Source organism: Streptomyces sp. NPDC059649, assembly GCF_042734445.1.
Taxonomy (GTDB): domain Bacteria; phylum Actinomycetota; class Actinomycetes; order Streptomycetales; family Streptomycetaceae; genus Streptomyces.
In genome coordinates this window covers 1-17,722 of sequence record NZ_JBHWDV010000007.1, presented here as the reverse complement: position 1 = coordinate 17,722, position 17,722 = coordinate 1, and the positions used below count along the sequence as shown (strand labels likewise).

Genomic DNA, 17,722 nt, shown 5'->3' with positions numbered 1-17,722 from the left:
CACCACGCCCCGCAAGGCACTGACGGCAATCGCAATGCGGGTTGCGCTCCCGCCAACCACCGCCCTGAACAGGGCGTTCTAAGCTGGCCGTGTGACTTCCCCCGACGCCGCCGGCCCCGCGCCCTTCCCCAGCCCGCCACGCCGGCAGGGGCACGGCCTGCGTCGTGACATCGATCTGCTCGAAGCCCTCGCCTCCCCCGAGGGGCAGGCGCGCGGCGGGCTCGGTGTCATACGGCTGTCGCAGCTCGTCGGCAGGGAGAAGAGCCAGGTGTCCCGGGCACTGAAGGCCCTCGCCGAGGAGGGCATCGTCGAGCGCGACCCGGACACCATGGAGTACCGGCTCGGCTGGCGACTCTTTTCACTGGTGGCCCGTACGTCGGAGAACCGGCTGGTCAGGGTGGCCGAGCCGGTGATGCACGCACTGTCGGCCGAGCTGGAGGAGACCGTCCACCTGTGCGTACTGCGCGACCGGGAGGTGCTGACCCTGCTCTCGGTGTCGGGGCACTCCTTCCGGCTGCACGGTTGGGAGGGGCGCGGGGTGCCCGCTGCCCGCACCTCCGCGGGGCGGGTGCTGCTGATGGACGCGACGCCCGACGAGCTGTACGTACGCCTGGGCCTGGACGACCTCGCCGAGGGCTTCGCCGGATCCACGGTGCATTCGATGCAGGATCTCTGGGCGAAGATCGAGGACTGCCGCCGGACCGGCTTCGCCGAGGTCAGCGAGGAGTTCGAGCCGAGGCTCGTCGGGGTCTCGGCACCGATCCGCGACTTCCGCGGCCGCGTCGTGGCGGCGATCAACGTATCGGCGCCGTACGACCGCATGGGTGAGTCCCTGACCGCGGCGGGCAGGGCCACCGCTCGGGCGGCACAGCGGGTATCACAGCAGCTCGGCTGGGAGCCGAGGCCGACCGTTCCTGCCGTGCCCCGTTTCACCTGAGCCCGATTGCCCCGAGAAACCGGGCGGTTCGCCCTCGGGGGGACGGGGAGCGGTTGCCCTGAGCGCAACCCTGGTTGCGAAATCCCTCCGGGCCTTGTTCCGTCCGAACGCGCCTCCCTACATTCCGTCCACGCCGCCGAGGCATGGCCCGCGGCACCCCCAAGCACCCCAAGCACAGGCAGGACGGCCAGGGATGGACACCGACAAGATCGCCGCGGAACCGCTCGGTGCGGGCGACGTTTACGTGGGCGGGCGCTGGACCGCCGCCGCGGACGCCCGCACCTTCACCGTGTTCGACCCCGCGACCGGACGACCCGTGCGGGAGGTGTCCGCGGCCGGTGCCGAGGACGCCCGGGCCGCCGTCGAGGCGGCGGACGCGGCCGCCGCGGAATGGCGGCGCACCCCGGCCCGCCGTCGGTCCGAAGTCCTGTACTCCGCCTTCACGTTGCTGCACCGGAACGCCGACGGCCTGGCCCGGCTGATCACCCTGGAGAACGGCAAGGCACTGCGGGACGCCCGCGCCGAAGTCGCCTATGCGGCGGAGTTCTTCCGCTGGTTCTCCGAAGAGGCGGTACGCATCGGGTCCAGCTTCGGTGACGCACCGGCCGGCGGCTACCGCCATGTCGTCGTCAAGCAGCCGGTCGGCATCACCGCCCATGTCACCCCGTGGAACTTCCCCGCCGCCATGGCCACCCGCAAGATCGCCCCGGCGCTCGCCGCGGGCTGCCCGGTGCTGCTCAAACCGGCCCCCGACACGCCCCTGACCGCGCTGGCGGTCGCCGAGCTGCTCGCCCGAGCCGGTCTGCCCGACGGCGTGCTCCAGGTGCTGCCCACGGACCGGGCGGCCGAGGTCGTGGGCGTGTGGATGGCGGACGACCGGGTACGGAAGTTCTCCTTCACCGGCTCCACCGCCACCGGCAAACTCCTGCTCCACCAGGCGGCCGAACAGGTCATGAACGCCACGTTGGAACTCGGCGGCAACGCCCCCTTCATCGTGTGCGCCGATGCGGACATCGACGCGGCCGTACGCGGCGCCATGGACGCCAAGATGCGCGGCGGCGGCGAGGTCTGCATCGCCGCCAATCGCTTCTACGTGCACGAAGCCGTCGCGGAGGAGTTCACGACGAAGTTCGGCGCGGCCATGACCGCCGTACGGATCGGCCCGGGGCTCGCCGACGGCACCGAACTCGGCCCGATGGTCAATCCGGTCGCCGTCGCCAAGATCCGCGAGCTCGTGCGGGACGCCCTCGACCGGGGCGCCAGGGTGACCGCCGAGGGCCCGGTACCGCGGGGCGCCGGGTGGTACCACCCGGCCACGGTGCTCACGGATGTCCCCGACGACGCCCGGATCATGCACGAGGAGGTCTTCGGCCCGGTCGCCCCGATCGCCGTCTTCCGCACCGAGGACGAGATGATCAGCCGCGCCAACGCCACCCCGTACGGCCTCGCCTCGTACGTCTACTCCCGCGATGTCGCCCGTGCGATCCGCATCGCCGAGCGCCTGGAGACCGGGATGGTCGGCCTCAACCGAGGGCTGCTGTCCGACCCCGCCGCCCCCTTCGGCGGCGTCAAGCAGTCCGGTCTCGGGCGGGAGGGTGCCCGGGACGGCATCGACGCCTTCCTGGAGAGCAAGTACCTCGCCCTGGACTGGCCCACCGCCTGACCCTGGCGAATCGCAGCAGGCCCCTCACTGGTCTCCTCCCGGATTTTTCCCCCCGCGCCGACGTGACCGCCTGTCAGGCCCGGTCCACGGGCCCGCCCCCTCCTTCCCCACGCCCTGTGCGCCCGCTCCCCCGGCGCCGTCCCCGAGCCGCAGTACGAAAGGACCCCTGATGGCCGTTCTCAGAGATGGCCGGAGATCCCCCTCCGCCGGCCCCGCCACCGGTCGCACGCATCTGCAGACCAAACTGATGCTCGCCACCCAGATCGGCGAGGGCATCGACGGCTACGTCATCGGCGGCATCGGCATGGCCATGGCCGCCATCACCGCTGACCTGCATCTGTCCGTCCTCATGCAGGGACTGATCGGCGCCTCCCCGCTCATCGGCATCTTCCTCGGTGGCCCCCTCTTCGGTTGGCTGGCGGACCGGATCGGGCGGCGTCCGGTCTTCCTGGCCGACATGCTGATCTTCCTCGTCGGCTCCGTCCTGCAGTTCTTCGTCGCCGACGGGCTCCAGCTGTTCCTGATCCGGCTGGTGATGGGCATCGCCATCGGCGGCGAGTACGCCATCGGAGCGCCGCTGCTCTCCGAATACGCGCCCCGCCGCAACCGCGGCCGCCTGCTGGCCAGCCTGGAGGTCAGTTGGTACGTCGGCTACGCACTCGCCACCGTCGTCGGCGCCCTGCTCGCCGACATGGACGGCGGCTGGCGCTGGTCACTGGCGAGCAGCGCGGTCATCGCCCTGGTCTGCGTGGCGCTGCGCGGCGGGGTGCCCGAATCGGCGCGCTGGCTGCTCAGCAAGGGACGCCGCGCCGAGGCGGAAGAGTTGATCGCCAAGTACGACATCGAGGTCGACGTCGAGACGGAGGTCGCCGACGGCGGTCAACGCGGCAGCTTCCGGGCCCTGTTCAGCCGCCGGCATCTGCGCAGCACCCTCTTCGCCAGCACCTTCTGGGCCTGCCTGGTCCTGCCCTACTTCGCCATAGGCACGTTCTGGACGCCCGTTTTCCAGGCCCTGGGCATGGCCGACAACGCCGCCCTGTCGCTCATCGTCTACTCCGCCACCGCCGTGCTCGGCGTGGCCGCCGGCTGTCTCGTGGTGGACCGCATCGGCCGCCGCAAACTGCTGATCCCGCCGTTCTGGATCACGGCCGGGTGCCTGGCCCTGGTGGCGGTGTGGCCGAAGTCCACCGCGGTCATCGTCGTCGGTTTCCTCTTCTTCATCTTCCTCAACGCCGCGTCCAGCGCCCTGACGGCCGTCTACCCCCTGGAGGTCTTCCCCACCTCCATCCGCACCACCGGCGTCGGCTTCGCCACCGCGATGAGCCGTATCGGCGCCGCCATCGGCACCTTCTTGCTGCCGATGGGTCTCGAACGGTTCGGCATCGAGTTCGTCCTGCTGGTCGGCGCGGGCGTGCTCGCCCTCGGCGGAATCGTCTCGCAGTTCCTCGCTCCCGAAACCACTGACCTCGATCTGGCCCAGGCCTCCCGCCTGGCCCGCACCGACGACTGAGCCCGCACCTCGTACACGTCTGCCTCTGGTGCCGGTGCCGCGACCGCCGGGTCACGGCACCGGCACCGGCATGGGCATGGGCATCGGCACAGGCATGGGCACAGGCATGGGCATGGGCATCGGAGGCCTATTACTGACCGTCAGCCTGCCTCCCCGGAGGGTCGGAGGGAGTGGGCAAACCGGCCTCGTCGTCACCACCGGGTGTCAGCGCCCGGCGGAGCGGAAGCGCCGTGAGCCAGACGAAGATCCCGAAGAGCGTCATCGGCAAGAGCCCTACTGGACGGAGAAACGCGGTGGGATGCGTCATGACCGTGTTCCAAGCGACGCTCCAGTTACCGAGCAGGTCCGCGACCATGACCACGGCAGCAAGCAACGGCCCACCAGGGCGGGCACGGATGATCAGGAGCGCGACCAGCGGATCCAGCAACAACAGCAGATGGAAGAGCAGTTGGACGCTGATCGGTGCGTAGCTGTAGGCATGCAACCCGCCCGTCGCAAGGAAGTACCCGTGCGCTCCCGTCCCTTCCAGAAAGCCGATCACGTACACCACCGCCGCGCACCGGACCCATACCGGACGATCCCCCCAACGCATGGTGGTCACCCTAACTCGCCCTGGAACGCCACCCTCGAACGAGCCGCTGGACAAGCACAGTTGAGGGGTATGCGACGAACGACGAGGCGGCCATGTCCGCGATGTCTTCTTGCGCCTCCTCGTGCCCCCCTTCGTGCGCCTTGCCGGTGCGGGGCCGGTGGGCCCGCACCGGCAAGGCTTCGGTGTTCAGGGTTCCCGCTGTCAGCCTCTGGGCAATGAGGTGCCCGCAGCGAGGTGGCGCAGGGTGGTGATCGAGGGGGTGAAGGCGTACAGGGAGCCCTTGGTGGTGACGCACTCCGCCATGGTGATCGTGGCCTTCGGTCCGCGCGGGGGGTCGAGCGCGATCTCGCCGCCGCCGGCGGGCCCGGTGACCTTGTCGATGCAGTTGGCCGCACCCGATTTGCCAGGGGTGAAGTTCTGGTTGTTGGACCAGATCGCCTGGACGAATTCGAACTGCTCCTCGAATGAGGTGCCGTAGCAGACGAACATCAGCCCGCGGTCCGCCTTGGGGTCCTCCTCCAGGAGGGGGCCGTAGGGGATGCCCCGGCGCATGATGCGGTTGCTGTCCACGGGGATGGCGGGGCTGGCCTTGCGGGGATTGGTTCGGCGGATGTGTGCGGCGCAGGGGGTTACGCCGCCGTCCGGGTCGTCCGCGTAGTCGAAGTCGTTGGCGTCACTGCCGAGGCCCCTCAGGCGATCGGTGGGGTTAGCCAAGGGCGTGCCGTCCAGGTGCCTGCCGACCAGGCATGCTCCCAGTTGGGTGGCGTCGATCTCCGGTACGAAGTTCTCGGCCTGCTCCGCCACCGCGTCGCGCCAGCCCTGGACGTCCTGGCTCATGCGGCGCACGACCTGGAGTGAACCGTTCTTCATCCAGGCGGGTCCGGTGCGGTTCTTGCTGTTGGGCTCGGTCTTGTAGCCGAAGACGAATTCCCCCGGTTCGATGAGCTTGGCTCCGGGGCGGTTCTCGCGGAAGCCCGGCTTGGTGGGCTCCTCGCGGTGGAAGTCCTTGACGCCGGGTTGTGAGATGCCGTCCTTGTAGCCGAAGTGCTCATGCCCCTTCAGCTTGCCGGGGAGGGTCTGACCATCGTCCTGATGGACCAACGTCATGTCGTGCGCCTCGTCCGCGGCCTTGATGTTCTGCAGCTTCGCCTCAAGCTCCTCCTTGCTGTCCGAGGCCACCAGGAGGACCGCGTGCACCATGGTGCTGGGCGAGCCGAACAGCCAATTCTTGGGGTCGCTCGCCCCGGTGTCGTTGAGTTTCGCGGCGCTCGCGGCCGCACCATTGAGCAGCTGCGGGAAGTTCTTGAGGTCTTCCCTGAGCGTTTTCTCGTCGTCCGCGGCCACACTGAGCAGGCCCGGGAAGGTGAGGGAGACCCCGACCCAGGTCGCCTGCTGCTCCGGGTCGTGGCCGTAGGCCCGGCGCGCCAGCGAGAACTCCTCGTTGAAGTCCTCCACGTCGGCGGTCACCGCCACGCTGTTGAGGATCACGGAGAGCCATCCGCGCCCCTTCGCCTTGTCCTCCGGGAACCGCATATAGCGGAACGCCATGTAGTCCTTGTTGAACGCGGCCAGGACGTTGCCCTGGATTTCCCGCGAGGTACGCAGCGTGGGTGTGGGCAGCTGCTCCATTGCGGGGGCACCCTTGGGGCGCACGCGGGTGGTGGTCATCCGACACTCCCGATTACATAGAGTGGTTGCATGGTTACGAATATGTCACTGTGCACATTTCCGCGATAACAGGTGCTGCGCCAGTCGAGTCCCGAGGCCGTCAACGATGAGTACGGAGACGATGCCGCCGGGGCCGCCCCAGCAGCCGGTGGACGACGCGCAGAGGTGACCCGCCCCCCTGGCCCGCTGCCCCCGCGGCGCCCCTGCGCCGCGCGTGGTCGGTCAGCCTCGCCGGCGACAGCCTCCCCTGTAATGCCGTGACAATCGCGGCGGGCACGCGACTGTGGGGCGTTCAGCGCCCGGAATGCCCCTGCCTCTCGATATTCCTGACCGCTTAATGGGGCACATCCCGGAATGGCGGCCGGCATTTCCGTGACCTTTCTCATTGGTCGACCCTGTTGCCGCCATTGGCGGACGGCCGTCATTTGCTCGAAATTGACGTGTCATCAGGAGAGTCGGCGCCGGGGAATGCCGGACATTCGCCCAGTACGGCCGGCACGGAACTCGGCGGTAGCGCCACGCTGCGTAAGAACTTCGGTATTCCCACCCGATTCGACCTCCAGGCGTGCACGAGTTTCACAGGACGATCACGTGTTAGCGTCCGTCGCCGCGAACCGAATACCGCGAAAGGAAATACGCCGTGGGCCACCTGCACCACTTCAGCGCGGGCTGGATAACTCCCGTCCTCGCCTATGTAATGGCGTGCGTGGGGTCCGCCCTCGGCCTGCGCTGCACCGTGCGGGCGCTGTCCGCCGACGGCCGCTCCCGCCGCAATTGGCTGCTGACCGCCTCCGTCGCCATCGGCTCCGGCATCTGGACCATGCACTTCATCGCGATGCTCGGATTCGCGGTCACCGGCACCCCGATCCGCTACGACGTCCCGCTGACCGTGCTCGGCCTGCTGGTTGCCGTCGCGGTCGTCGGCGTGTTCACCGTCGGACACGGTGCCGCCCGAGGGCGTTCGCTGTTGCTCGGTGGCCTGGGCACCGGCGTCGGCGTCGGCGTCGCGGCCATGCACTACCTCGGCATGGCCGCGCTGCGCCTGCACGGCCAGGTCGGCTACGACCCGGTGCTGGTCGCGCTCTCCGTCGCGATCGCCGTCGGCGCGGCGACCGCCGCCCTGTGGGCCGCGCTCAGCGTGCGCGGCGCGACCGGTGCGGCCGTCGCCTCCCTGGTGATGGGCCTCGCCGTCTGCAGCATGCACTACACCGGAATGGCCGCGGTGCGCATCGAGCTGGCGCCCAGTCGCGCACCGCTTCCCGGTGTCACCCCCATGGAATTCATCTTCCCGCTGACCGTTGGGCTCGGCTCATTCCTCTTCCTCACCGTCGCCTTCGTCGCGTTGTCACCGACTGCCCGGGAGAGGGCCGCAACAGCCTCCGCGGAATCGTTCACGGAGGCCGAACTCCCGCTCCCTTCGTGACCTCTTGGCTGCTCTCCGAAATCCTGGGGAATTCATGCACGCACGCCCGAAACCGGAGCGTTCCGGTGACCGAAAGGGCGCCGCGCCACCCGGGCGCAGACGCCGACTCCTGCTTCCTACGGCATCCTCTTCGGCCCCCAAGTCCGGGGCAGGGAAGGGAAATTATCGCCGCAACCTCCGGTTCGGCCCGATGCCCCGCTCGGTGCGGTCGAAGATCGTCGCGCTGCTGATGGTGCCCGTGGTGTCCCTGATCGCGCTCTGGGCCTTCGCCACGGTCACCACCGCCCGGAGCGTCTCGGACCTCGACCGGGTCAAGGAGATCGACAGCACGCTGCTGATGCCGGTGGGCGACTTCCTCGCCGCCGTCCAGGACGAGCGCGGCGCCACGGCCCGTGCCCTCGCCGCCCCCAACCCCGGCCGGCAGCAGGCACTCCGCGACCGGCAGCGGGCCACCGACGCCGCCGCGACCGCCCTCCGGGACGGCGTCAATGCCGGCAGCGCGGACGCCGCGAGCGTCAAACCCGACCTGCCCGACCGGATCGACCGCCTCATGCGCGACGCCGAGCACCTGGCCGCCCTCCGCGAAACCCCGGCACCGAGGCTGCCGCGGACCGTACCCTCGCCGCCTACAGCGGCGTCATCGAGCACGGCTTCGCCACCGTCGGCGCCCTGGCCGATGTGCCCCGACCGGCGGCCGCCTCCGAACTCCGGGTCGTCCTCGAACTCGCCCGGGCCCGTGAGGCCATCTCCCGCGAGGACGCGGACCTCGGCGCCGCCCAGGCCGCCGGGCGGATGTCCGCCGACCGGTTCGAGTCCTTCTCCGAGGCCGTGCACATCCAGCGCGCGCAGTTCGCCTCCGCGGTCGACGACCTGCAGCCCGCGGACGCGGCGGCCTACCACCGGATCCTCAACGGCCCGGCCTACCGCGCACGCCGATCCGCCGAGGACGCCGTACGGGCCGCCGGTGCGGGGGTCCGCGCCGCCACCGCGGTGCCCGCCGGCCGCTGGGACACGACCACCGGCACGGTGCTCCGGGACCTGCGGGCGGCACAGCGCTCGGCGGCCACCACGGCCACCCGCAGTGCCACCCCGCTCTCCCTCGACACCCTCGGCGGATCCGGCCTCGCCGTGGTACTCGGCCTCGCCGGCGTACTGCTCTCCCTGTTGATCTCCGTCAAGATCGGCCGCCCGCCAACTGGTCGTCGAGCTGGAGGAACTGCGCAACTCCGCGCTGCGAATCGCCCGCCGCGACCTGCCTGCCTCGCTCCGCCAGCTCTACGCCGGCCGGCCCGTCGACATCGACGCCGTCGCGCCCCCGGCCGACGACCGCGGCACCGGCCCTTCGGTCTCGCCACATCTCGCTGCCATCGCCGAGGTAGGTCAGTTCGTACGGGAACTCGGCCCGGTGGCTGAGCGAATCGACGATGGTAGCCACCTGTGCGGCCGAGTAGAGGCGAGAGAACTCGCCGCGCGGCGTCACCGCATGCTGTTGTATCCCCATCCGGCGGAGAGTACATCGTCAGCCATACACGTCCGTAGCCACACACGTCCGTCCCGCATCGCGTGCTTTGGCCTCGGGTCGGGCCGACCACTGTCGGCTTTCCAACACCGTCGGCCGGTGCCCTGGAGGTGAAGTGCGAGGCCAGTGGCCAACGGCGTTCGTGGGACCGCAGACACCACCACCTAGATCCGGGGTGTGCACGACTGCTTGACGTAGCGGCTTACCCCAACAAGAGGGCAAGGTCCCAGACACGTATCTCGCCGTCTCGACCTGCGCTGAGGGCGACGTGCCGACCGCGGAACCTGGTCGCCTGCACGGCCGTGACACTGCCCTGATGGCCCCTCAGCGGCACACCGATCCCCGCTCCTTCTTCCAGGTCCCAGATCCGCACGGTTTCGTCCTCTGCCCCTGTCACTGCGAGGAGTCGATCGCCCACTGCGGCGGTGTCCATGGCGAGGATGTGGCCCTCGTGACCGGTGATCGGGTCGTGGATCGGTTCGTCGACTCCCTCCCCCGCCAACTCCCATACGTACAGCTCCCCAGGTGCGGCGGCCGCCGCGACAACCGTGCGGCAGTCGTGCAACCGGCCCACAGCGACCGCCGAGATTCCGCCGTCATACGGAGAGAATTCGGCGAGCTGCTCGTCCCACATCAGATCCCACACATCTATTCCGTCACCGCCGACCGCGACCAGTGAACGGCCGTCGAACCGTGCCGAGGCCAGGCTCGTGACGTCGGATTGGTCAGTGGCCAACTCCTGAGGCGGAATTCCACCCGAGGCGTCCCACACCTGGAGTTGGCCAACGTACTGCGAGCTGGTCACGAACCGCGGTGGGCCCTCACCTCGTACGGTGACGATCGCCCCGGTGTAGGGCTCTTCGTAGGTCGTCCCCCGCAGCAGCCGGCCGCTCTCCAGGTCCCAAAGGGCCGGTGCCTGCTCATCACCACCGGCCGCCAGCACCACGCGTCCGTCGAAGACGGCCGCAGCCACCGTGTCGATCTCGTTCTCGGCGTCGGGATACTGGGCGGCAAGCGGATCCTCGGCGAAGGCGTAAGCCAACGGCCGTTTCTGCCAGACATCCTGGAGCGGATCCCAGGTCCACACAGTCCCGTGGGAGTCTGCGCAGATCACCAATGGACCCTCGCCCGCCTCCACCACCGAGAGATCGGTGATCGCGGTCGAGGAAGGGATTGCGCTGCTCAGCAATGGCGATGCGTCAGACATGTGACACAGCGTAGATGCCGGCACTGACACCACGATCCGGCCGCGAGACGACCGGGCCGCTGGCCTGTATGAGGCATACGCCTATGAGCTCATCTCGCGTCAGAACTGCTGCTGGTGGGAGGGGAACAGCCTGCTTCGTCTCAACTCCCTCTCGGCGAGGGCGCGGAAGGGGCGTGCAGGTCGTCCGGTGACGCGCTGGACGGAGTCGGTGACCCGGTCCTCCGCCCCCTGGGCGATCGCCCGGTCCATACCGGCCAGCATCGCGGCGAACTCCTCGGGCATCAGCGCGGCGAGCCGGTCACGCATCTCCTCGTAGGACAGCGGACGGTGGACCACGGGGTGGCCGGTGACCTCGGTGACGATCGTGGCGATGTCGTCGTAGCTGAGCGCCTCGGGACCGGTGAGGACGAACTCGTTGTTGGGGGCGTGCTCGTCGGTCAGGGTGTGGACGGCGACGGCGGCTATGTCGTCGGCGTCGACGAAGCCGACCCGGCCGGTCCCGGTGGCGGTCCAGAGGGTGCCATCGGTCCGGATGCTGAGGGCGTGCATGTGGCGGCCGGTGAAGTTCTGCATGAACCAGGACGGCCGCAGTACCGCCCACTCGTCGAAGACGCCCGGCAGCGCTTGGTGCACCAGACCCACGGCCGGCCCGCCTTCCGGGATGGAGGACGCGCTCAGGAGCACCGCGCGCCGCACTCCGGCGGCGTGGGCCCGGCGCAGGAAGGGCAGGACGACGGCCGCGGGGTCGGGATCGCCGACGGGCGGCAGCACGTAGACGCGGTCGACGCCGACGAGGGCGGCGTCATGGGTGTCGGGGTCGTACCAGTCGAAGGCGACCGCCTGGGCGCCGGGCACGGGTGTGGCCTTACGGCTGGCCGCCTTGACCGTGTGACCGGCGGCCGTCAGCTGTGCGGCGATGCGACTGCCGGTGGTGCCGGTGGCACCGATGACCAGGGTGGCGTCGGTGACTTGAGTGGTGCTGGTGACCGGAGTGGTGCCGGTGGCGGTCATCGCATGCTCCCGGCGGAGCCGAGGCGTTCCCCGGTGCCGAGTTCCTCGACTCCGGGTTCCTCGGTGTCGGGTTCCTCGATGCCGGATTCGAGGACGACGAGGGGGTTCCAGTAGTCGCGGTAGGAGGTGATACGCCCGTCCTTGACGGTGACGACCGCGATGTACGTCATGTCGAAGGGGCGGTCGGTTTCCACCAGGCGACCGACGCCGCGCATCTCGACCACGAGGGTCCGCGGATCGGCGGTCTCGTGGATCCGCAGGTCGGCCTCGGGAAAGTCGTGCAGTTCGATGTGGTGGGGGTACGGGCGCATGTAGGCGGCGATGGCCTCCCTTCCCTCCAGCCGGCTGGGCCAGCCCGGGGGCGCGAACGGGAACTCGATCACGCCGTCCTCGGCCCACAGGCCGAGCCAGCCGGGGATGTCCTTGTCGAGCAGGAGTCGCAGGCTGCGGCGGTACAGATCCGCCGGGGAGATCGATACGGGCATCGATACGGGTACGGACATGGATATCCTCCGCCTCATAGAATGTGGACCTGGGGTCCGCTTTGACAATACGGACCCCGGGTCCGTTTTTCAATGGAGGAACCACGTGGCCGAGCGCAAACCCCGCAAGGACGCCGTCCGTAACCGGAAAGCCGTCCTGGAGGCCGCGGACGCCCTCTTCGCCCGCTCCGAGAGGCCCGAGGACCTCACGATGGCCGACATCGCGGCGGCGGCCGGGGTCGGCAAGGGCACGCTCTTCCGCGCCTTCGGCGACCGCGCCGGCCTGCTCCGCGCGCTGTACGAGGCCCGGCTCGAACCGATCAGGGAGGCCGTGGAAGCGGGCCCGCCACCCCTCGGGCCCGCCACCCCACCGCAGGAACGCGTGCCCGCCCTGCTCGACGCCGTCCTGTGCTTCAAGCTCGACAACCGCCGCCTCGCGCTGGCCTTGGAGGAGAGCTGGAGCAGCGGCCTGTACCAGGCGAGCCACTACGAGCGGTGGCACGGCCTCCTCCGGTCCGTACTGGAGCAGATCCCGGGCCTGACCGACGCCGAGTTCACCGCCCATGCCCTGCTCGCCGCCACCCGGGCCGACCTCGTGGAGCGCCTGGCCGGCCAGGAGGGCACGCCGCGCGAGCAGCTGCGGGCCCAACTGGCGAGCTACGCCGGCAGAGTCGTGACCTCCCGCCCGGAAACCTCCCGGCCCGACTGATCGGCCGAGAATCACGGGCTCCTAGCACTCGACCAACGGGGGCCTCGATCTCGACCAACGGGGGCCGCCATCTCGACCAGGTGCTCGGGAACGCCGGCGGGGACGTCGGCACGTACGCCGGGAAGCCTGGTCGTAGGCTCACCCGAGACTCCGGCTCATCCCGGACTGTTCGGCCGCGCGCTGCTGTTCGTCCGGAGTTTCGCCACCGGGGTGCGCGCTCGTGGCAACTGCGCTGTTGTGCGAAGGCATTCACGGTAGTGCGCCAGCAGCTCACCACTATCCCGCGTGCCGACCATGTGTCACCCGTACCGACACCCGTCACCGCCGCGCCCCCGCAGCGCGCGCCGTGTAGCGCCGTGGAGCCGCTACGCGCTGCGCCGTTCAGGGTAAATGCGTGGGGCGGCATGGCGCGGCGCCATGATCCGCGCGCCTACTGATGCTATTGACCGGCGGGTTGCCAACCTGGCGGAGAACATCGGTACGCACCTTGCGCATCTCCATTCGCAGTTATTACCGAACCCGCTCCCCAGGTTGATGCCCACTTCCCGCAACGCGTCGTGCGCGAAGGGGAGTTGGACGGCCCGCCACCATCACACCATCCGGAGGGCCATTCCATGGCACCCACCATCACCTTGGCGTCCGCGTCACCAAATCCAGCAGTCTTCGGGCAGCCCGTCACCTTAACCGCCACGGTCATTCCCCTAGGGCTGGGGACACCCACCGGCACGGTCACCTTCGTCGTCGCCGGCGGCCCCACCGTGACGGGCACACTCGTGGGTGGCACCGCGACCGTCACCGTCAGCGGTATCAGCGTCGGCTTTCACACCATCACCGCGACCTACAACGGCAGCCCGCAGTTCTCGCCGTCCAGCGGCTTGGCCTCCGTAACGGTGACCAAGGCGTCGACGACCACGACCGTCACCTCGTCGCCGGACCCGTCGACGTTCGGGCAGACGGTGTCCATCACCGCCACCGTCGCACCGGTCGCACCGGGAGCGGGCACACCGACCGGAACGGTCACGTTCGTCATCGGCGGTGGCGGAGGCGGCACCCTGACGGGCACGCTCTCCGGCGGCACCGCGACTGTCACCACCAACAGTCTCAGCGTGGGCACCCATGCCATCACCGCGACCTACAACGGCAATGCCCAATTCAATCCGTCCTCCGGTACCGACACACAAACGGTGCAGGCGACCGTGCTGCCGACGACCACCACGGTCACCTCGTCCCCCGACCCGTCGGTCTTCGGGCAGCCCGTGACCTTCACGGCGACCGTCGCCCCCGTCCCGCCCGGTTCGGGTACCCCGACCGGCACCGTGACCTTCGTGATCTCCGGCGGCCCCACGCTGACGGCACCGCTCTCGGGCGGCACGGCGAGCGTCACCACCAGCAGTCTCAGCGTGGGTTCCCATACCGTCACCGCGACGTACAGCGGCAGTGGCACTTTCGCGCCGTCGAGCGGCACCGACACCCAGACCGTCAACAAGGCGTCCACCACCACTACGGTGACCTCGTCACCCGACCCGTCGGTCGTCGGGCAGACGGTGACGTTCACGGCGACGGTGGCACCGGTCTCGCCCGGCGCGGGTACGCCGACCGGCACCGTCACCTTCGTCATCAGCGGCGGTCCGACACTGACCGGCACCCTCTCCGGAGGCACGGCCACCGTCACCACCAGCGCACTTTCCCCCGGTACGCACACGGTCACCGCGACCTACGGCGGCGATGGCAACTTCAACGCCTCCAGCGGCACGGACACGCAGACGGTGGGGCAGGCGTCGACGACCACGGTGGTCACCTCGTCGCCGGACCCGTCCGTCGTCGGGCAGACGGTGACGTTCACGGCGACGGTGACACCGGTCCCGCCCGGCGCTGGTACGCCGACAGGCACGGTCACCTTCGTCATCAGCGGCGGCCCGACACTGACCGGCACCCTCTCCGGAGGCACAGCGAGCGTAAGCACCAGTGCCCTCTCCGCCGGAACCCACACGGTCACCGCCACCTACAGCGGCGACGCCAACTTCACCGGCTCCAGCGGCACAGACACCCAGACCGTCAACCAGGCATCCACCACCACCACGGTCACATCATCGCCCGACCCGTCGGTCGTCGGACAGTCGGTGACCTTCACGGCCACCGTCGCCCCGGTCCCGCCCGGTGCCGGTACGCCGACAGGCACGGTCACCTTCGTCATCAGCGGCGGCCCGACACTGACCGGAACCCTCTCCGGAGGCACAGCCAGCGTCAGCACCAGCGCCCTCTCCGCCGGAACCCACACGGTCACCGCCACCTACAGCGGCGACGCCAACTTCACCACCTCCAGCGGCACAGACACCCAAACCGTCAACCAGGCATCCACCACCACCACGGTCACGTCCTTCCCCGACCCCTCCGTGACGGGGCAGACGGTCAACTTCACCGCCTTCGTGGGGCCGGTGTTCCCCGGCAGCGGGGTCCCGACCGGAACGGTGACCTTCGTCATCACCAATGGGGTCACGACCGTGAACCTCAGCGGCACCCTCGATGGCGCCGGCGTCGCCACCGTCAGCACCAACGGACTGGTCACGGCGGGCGTTTACACGGTCACCGCTACCTACGCCGGCGACGCGAACTTCACCGGCTCCAGTGACACGGACACCCAGACAGTCAACCAGGCGGCGACCACCACCAGTGTGACCTCGTCGCCGGATCCGTCGGTCGTCGGCCAGCCGGTGACCTTCACGGCGACGGTGGCACCGGTTCCGCCGGGAGCAGGTACCCCGACCGGGACGGTCACCTTCGTGATCAGCGGTGGCCCGACGCTGACCGGCACCCTCTCCGGAGGCACAGCGAGCGTCACCACCAGCGCACTGTCCACTGGTACGCACACGGTCACCGCGACCTACAGCGGCGACGGCAACTTCACCGGTTCGGTCGGTACGGACACCCAGACGGTGAATCAGGCCTCGACGACCACCACGGTGACCTCCTCCCCCGACCCGTCGGTCTTCGGCCAGCCGGTGACCTTCACGGCGACCGTGGCTCCGGTGGCACCAGGTGCGGGGACACCAACAGGCACGGTCACGTTCGTCATCAGCGGCGGCCCGACACTGACCGGCACCTTGTCCGGAGGCACCGCAACCGTCACCACCAGCGCACTGAGCGTGGGCTCCCATACGGTCACCGCGACCTACAGCGGCGACGCCAACTTCACCACGTCCAGCGGGACCGACACCCAAACGGTGAATCAGGCATCGACGACCACCACGGTCTCATCGTCTCCCGACCCGTCCGTGGTCGGCCAGCCCGTGACCTTCACCGCCACCGTCGCACCGGTCTCGCCCGGCGCAGGCACCCCAACCGGAACGGTGACGTTCGTCGCCACCGACGGGCTCACCACGGTGACACTCACCGGAACGCTGAGCGGCGGCACCACCAGTGTCACCACCAACGGACTCGTCACCGCGGGGACTTACACCGTCACCGCGACGTACAGCGGCGACGCCAACTTCACCACCTCCGTCGGCACAGACACCCAGACGGTGAATCAAGCCTCGACCACCACCACGGTGACCTCCTCCCCCGACCCATCGGTCTCCGGCCAGCCGGTGACCTTCACAGCGACCGTGGCACCGGTGGCACCAGGCGCGGGGACACCAACAGGCACGGTCACGTTCGTCATCAGCGGCGGTCCCACATTGACCGGCACCTTGTCCGGAGGCACCGCAACCGTCACCACCAGCGCACTGAGCGTGGGCTCACATACGGTCACCGCGACCTACAGCGGCGACGCCAACTTCACCACCTCCAGCGGTACCGACACCCAAACGGTGAATCAGGCCTCGACGACCACCACGGTCTCATCGACCCCGGATCCCTCCGTCGTCGGCCAGTCGGTGACCTTCACAGCGACCGTGGCGCCGGTCGCGCCGGGTGCGGGCACGCCCACCGGCACGGTGACGTTCGTGGCGACCGACGGGCTCACCACGGTGACGCTCACCGGGACGCTGAGCGGCGGCACCACCAGCGTCAGCACCAACGGACTCGTCACCGCAGGCACCTACGCAGTCACCGCGACCTACAGCGGTGACGCCAACTTCACCAGCTCGGTCGGTACGGACACCCAGACCGTCGCCCAGGCTTCGACGACCACCACGGTCTCGTCGACTCCGGACCCGTCCGTGGTCGGCCAGCCCGTGACCTTCACGGCCACCGTGGCGCCGGTCGCGCCGGGTGCGGGCACGCCCACCGGCACAGTGACGTTCGTCGCCACCGACGGGCTCACCACGGTGACACTCACCGGGACACTGAGCGGCGGCACCACCAGCGTCACCACCAACGGACTCGTCACCGCGGGGACTTACACCGTCACCGCGACGTACAGCGGCGACGCCAACTTCACCACCTCCGTCGGCACAGACACCCAGACGGTGAATCAAGCCTCGACCACCACCACGGTGACCTCCTCCCCCGACCCATCGGTCTCCGGCCAGCCGGTGACCTTCACGGCGACCGTGGCACCGGTGGCACCAGGTGCGGGGACCCCAACAGGCACGGTCACGTTCGTCATCAGCGGCGGTCCCACACTGACCGGCACCTTGTCCGGAGGCACCGCAACCGTCACCACCAGCGCACTGAGCGTGGGCTCCCATACGGTCACCGCGACCTACAGCGGCGACGCCAACTTCACCACCTCCAGCGGGACCGACACCCAAACGGTGAATCAGGCCTCGACGACCACCACGGTCTCATCGACCCCGGATCCCTCCGTCGTCGGCCAGCCGGTGACCTTCACCGCCACCGTCGCACCGGTCGCGCCAGGCGCAGGCACCCCAACCGGCACGGTCACGTTCGTCGCCACCGACGGAGTCACCACGGTGACGCTCACCGGGACACTGAGCGGCGGCACCACCAGCGTCACCACCAACGGACTGGTAACCGCCGGCACGTACACGGTCACGGCGACCTACAGCGGCGACGCCAACTTCACCACCTCCGTCGGCACCGACACCCAGACAGTCG

At 69.5% G+C, this 17,722-nt stretch carries 13 protein-coding genes and 1 pseudogene; 8 read left to right on the top strand and 6 right to left on the bottom strand.

Annotated features, from left to right (window positions below):
* The first annotated feature begins 91 nt into the window (after positions 1–91).
* The 3 genes from ACFV1J_RS11570 (at position 92) to ACFV1J_RS11560 (ending at position 4,110) form a co-directional block, all read left to right on the top strand.
* The gene (locus tag ACFV1J_RS11570; RefSeq protein WP_385857111.1) at positions 92–937 is read left to right on the top strand and encodes an IclR family transcriptional regulator; all 846 of its coding nucleotides are present in this window, start codon (positions 92–94) and stop codon (positions 935–937) included.
* 193 nt (positions 938–1,130) lie between these two features.
* Entirely contained in the window at positions 1,131–2,600 is a 1,470-nt protein-coding gene (locus ACFV1J_RS11565) for an NAD-dependent succinate-semialdehyde dehydrogenase (protein WP_385857110.1), read from the top strand.
* A 169-nt stretch (positions 2,601–2,769) separates the two neighbouring features.
* Positions 2,770–4,110 (top strand): MFS transporter, encoded by a 1,341-nt coding sequence (locus tag ACFV1J_RS11560; RefSeq protein WP_385857109.1) that lies wholly within the window; start codon positions 2,770–2,772, stop codon positions 4,108–4,110.
* 130 nt (positions 4,111–4,240) lie between these two features.
* Here ACFV1J_RS11560 and ACFV1J_RS11555 read toward each other — a convergent pair whose 3' ends face one another.
* A complete protein-coding gene (locus tag ACFV1J_RS11555; protein ID WP_385857273.1) occupies positions 4,241–4,702 on the bottom strand; it encodes a hypothetical protein in 462 nt (153 codons plus the stop codon).
* A gap of 201 nt (positions 4,703–4,903) precedes the next feature.
* Complete coding sequence (locus ACFV1J_RS11550) at positions 4,904–6,370, bottom strand: Dyp-type peroxidase (protein ID WP_385857108.1); 1,467 nt, start codon at positions 6,368–6,370, stop codon at positions 4,904–4,906.
* A 640-nt stretch (positions 6,371–7,010) separates the two neighbouring features.
* On the opposite strand from ACFV1J_RS11550, the gene ACFV1J_RS11545 reads away from it, so the two are divergent.
* Positions 7,011–7,793: an MHYT domain-containing protein gene (locus ACFV1J_RS11545; RefSeq protein WP_385857107.1), complete on the top strand. Its 783-nt coding sequence runs from the start codon at positions 7,011–7,013 to the stop codon at positions 7,791–7,793.
* 162 nt (positions 7,794–7,955) lie between these two features.
* Here the strand turns inward: ACFV1J_RS11545 and ACFV1J_RS11540 are convergent, their stop codons facing one another.
* Positions 7,956–8,180 (bottom strand): hypothetical protein, encoded by a 225-nt coding sequence (locus tag ACFV1J_RS11540; protein ID WP_385857279.1) that lies wholly within the window; start codon positions 8,178–8,180, stop codon positions 7,956–7,958.
* Here ACFV1J_RS11540 and ACFV1J_RS11535 point away from each other — a divergent pair.
* Positions 8,131–8,322 (top strand): annotated as a pseudogene (locus ACFV1J_RS11535) (nitrate- and nitrite sensing domain-containing protein); the annotation flags it as partial. The gene ACFV1J_RS11540 and the pseudogene ACFV1J_RS11535 overlap by 50 nt on opposite strands.
* Positions 8,323–8,432: 110 nt before the next feature.
* Entirely contained in the window at positions 8,433–9,206 is a 774-nt protein-coding gene (locus ACFV1J_RS11530) for a nitrate- and nitrite sensing domain-containing protein (protein WP_385857272.1), read from the top strand.
* Between the two features lie 308 nt (positions 9,207–9,514).
* On the opposite strand, the gene ACFV1J_RS11525 is transcribed toward ACFV1J_RS11530, so the two are convergent.
* From ACFV1J_RS11525 to ACFV1J_RS11515, 3 genes are all read right to left on the bottom strand, one after another.
* Complete coding sequence (locus tag ACFV1J_RS11525; RefSeq protein ID WP_385857106.1) at positions 9,515–10,519, bottom strand: WD40 repeat domain-containing protein; 1,005 nt, start codon at positions 10,517–10,519, stop codon at positions 9,515–9,517.
* 99 nt (positions 10,520–10,618) lie between these two features.
* Positions 10,619–11,530, bottom strand: a complete 912-nt coding sequence (locus tag ACFV1J_RS11520) for an NAD(P)H-binding protein (protein ID WP_385857105.1) — start codon at positions 11,528–11,530, stop codon at positions 10,619–10,621.
* Complete coding sequence (locus ACFV1J_RS11515; protein ID WP_385857271.1) at positions 11,527–12,015, bottom strand: nuclear transport factor 2 family protein; 489 nt, start codon at positions 12,013–12,015, stop codon at positions 11,527–11,529. The genes ACFV1J_RS11520 and ACFV1J_RS11515 overlap by 4 nt, the downstream gene beginning before the upstream one ends.
* Before the next feature lie 103 nt (positions 12,016–12,118).
* Between ACFV1J_RS11515 and ACFV1J_RS11510 the strand changes: the two genes are divergently transcribed.
* A complete protein-coding gene (locus ACFV1J_RS11510; protein ID WP_385857104.1) occupies positions 12,119–12,721 on the top strand; it encodes a TetR/AcrR family transcriptional regulator in 603 nt (200 codons plus the stop codon).
* A gap of 614 nt (positions 12,722–13,335) precedes the next feature.
* The coding region (locus ACFV1J_RS11505) for a beta strand repeat-containing protein (protein WP_385857103.1) at positions 13,336–17,722 on the top strand (4,387 nt) is incomplete at its 3' end.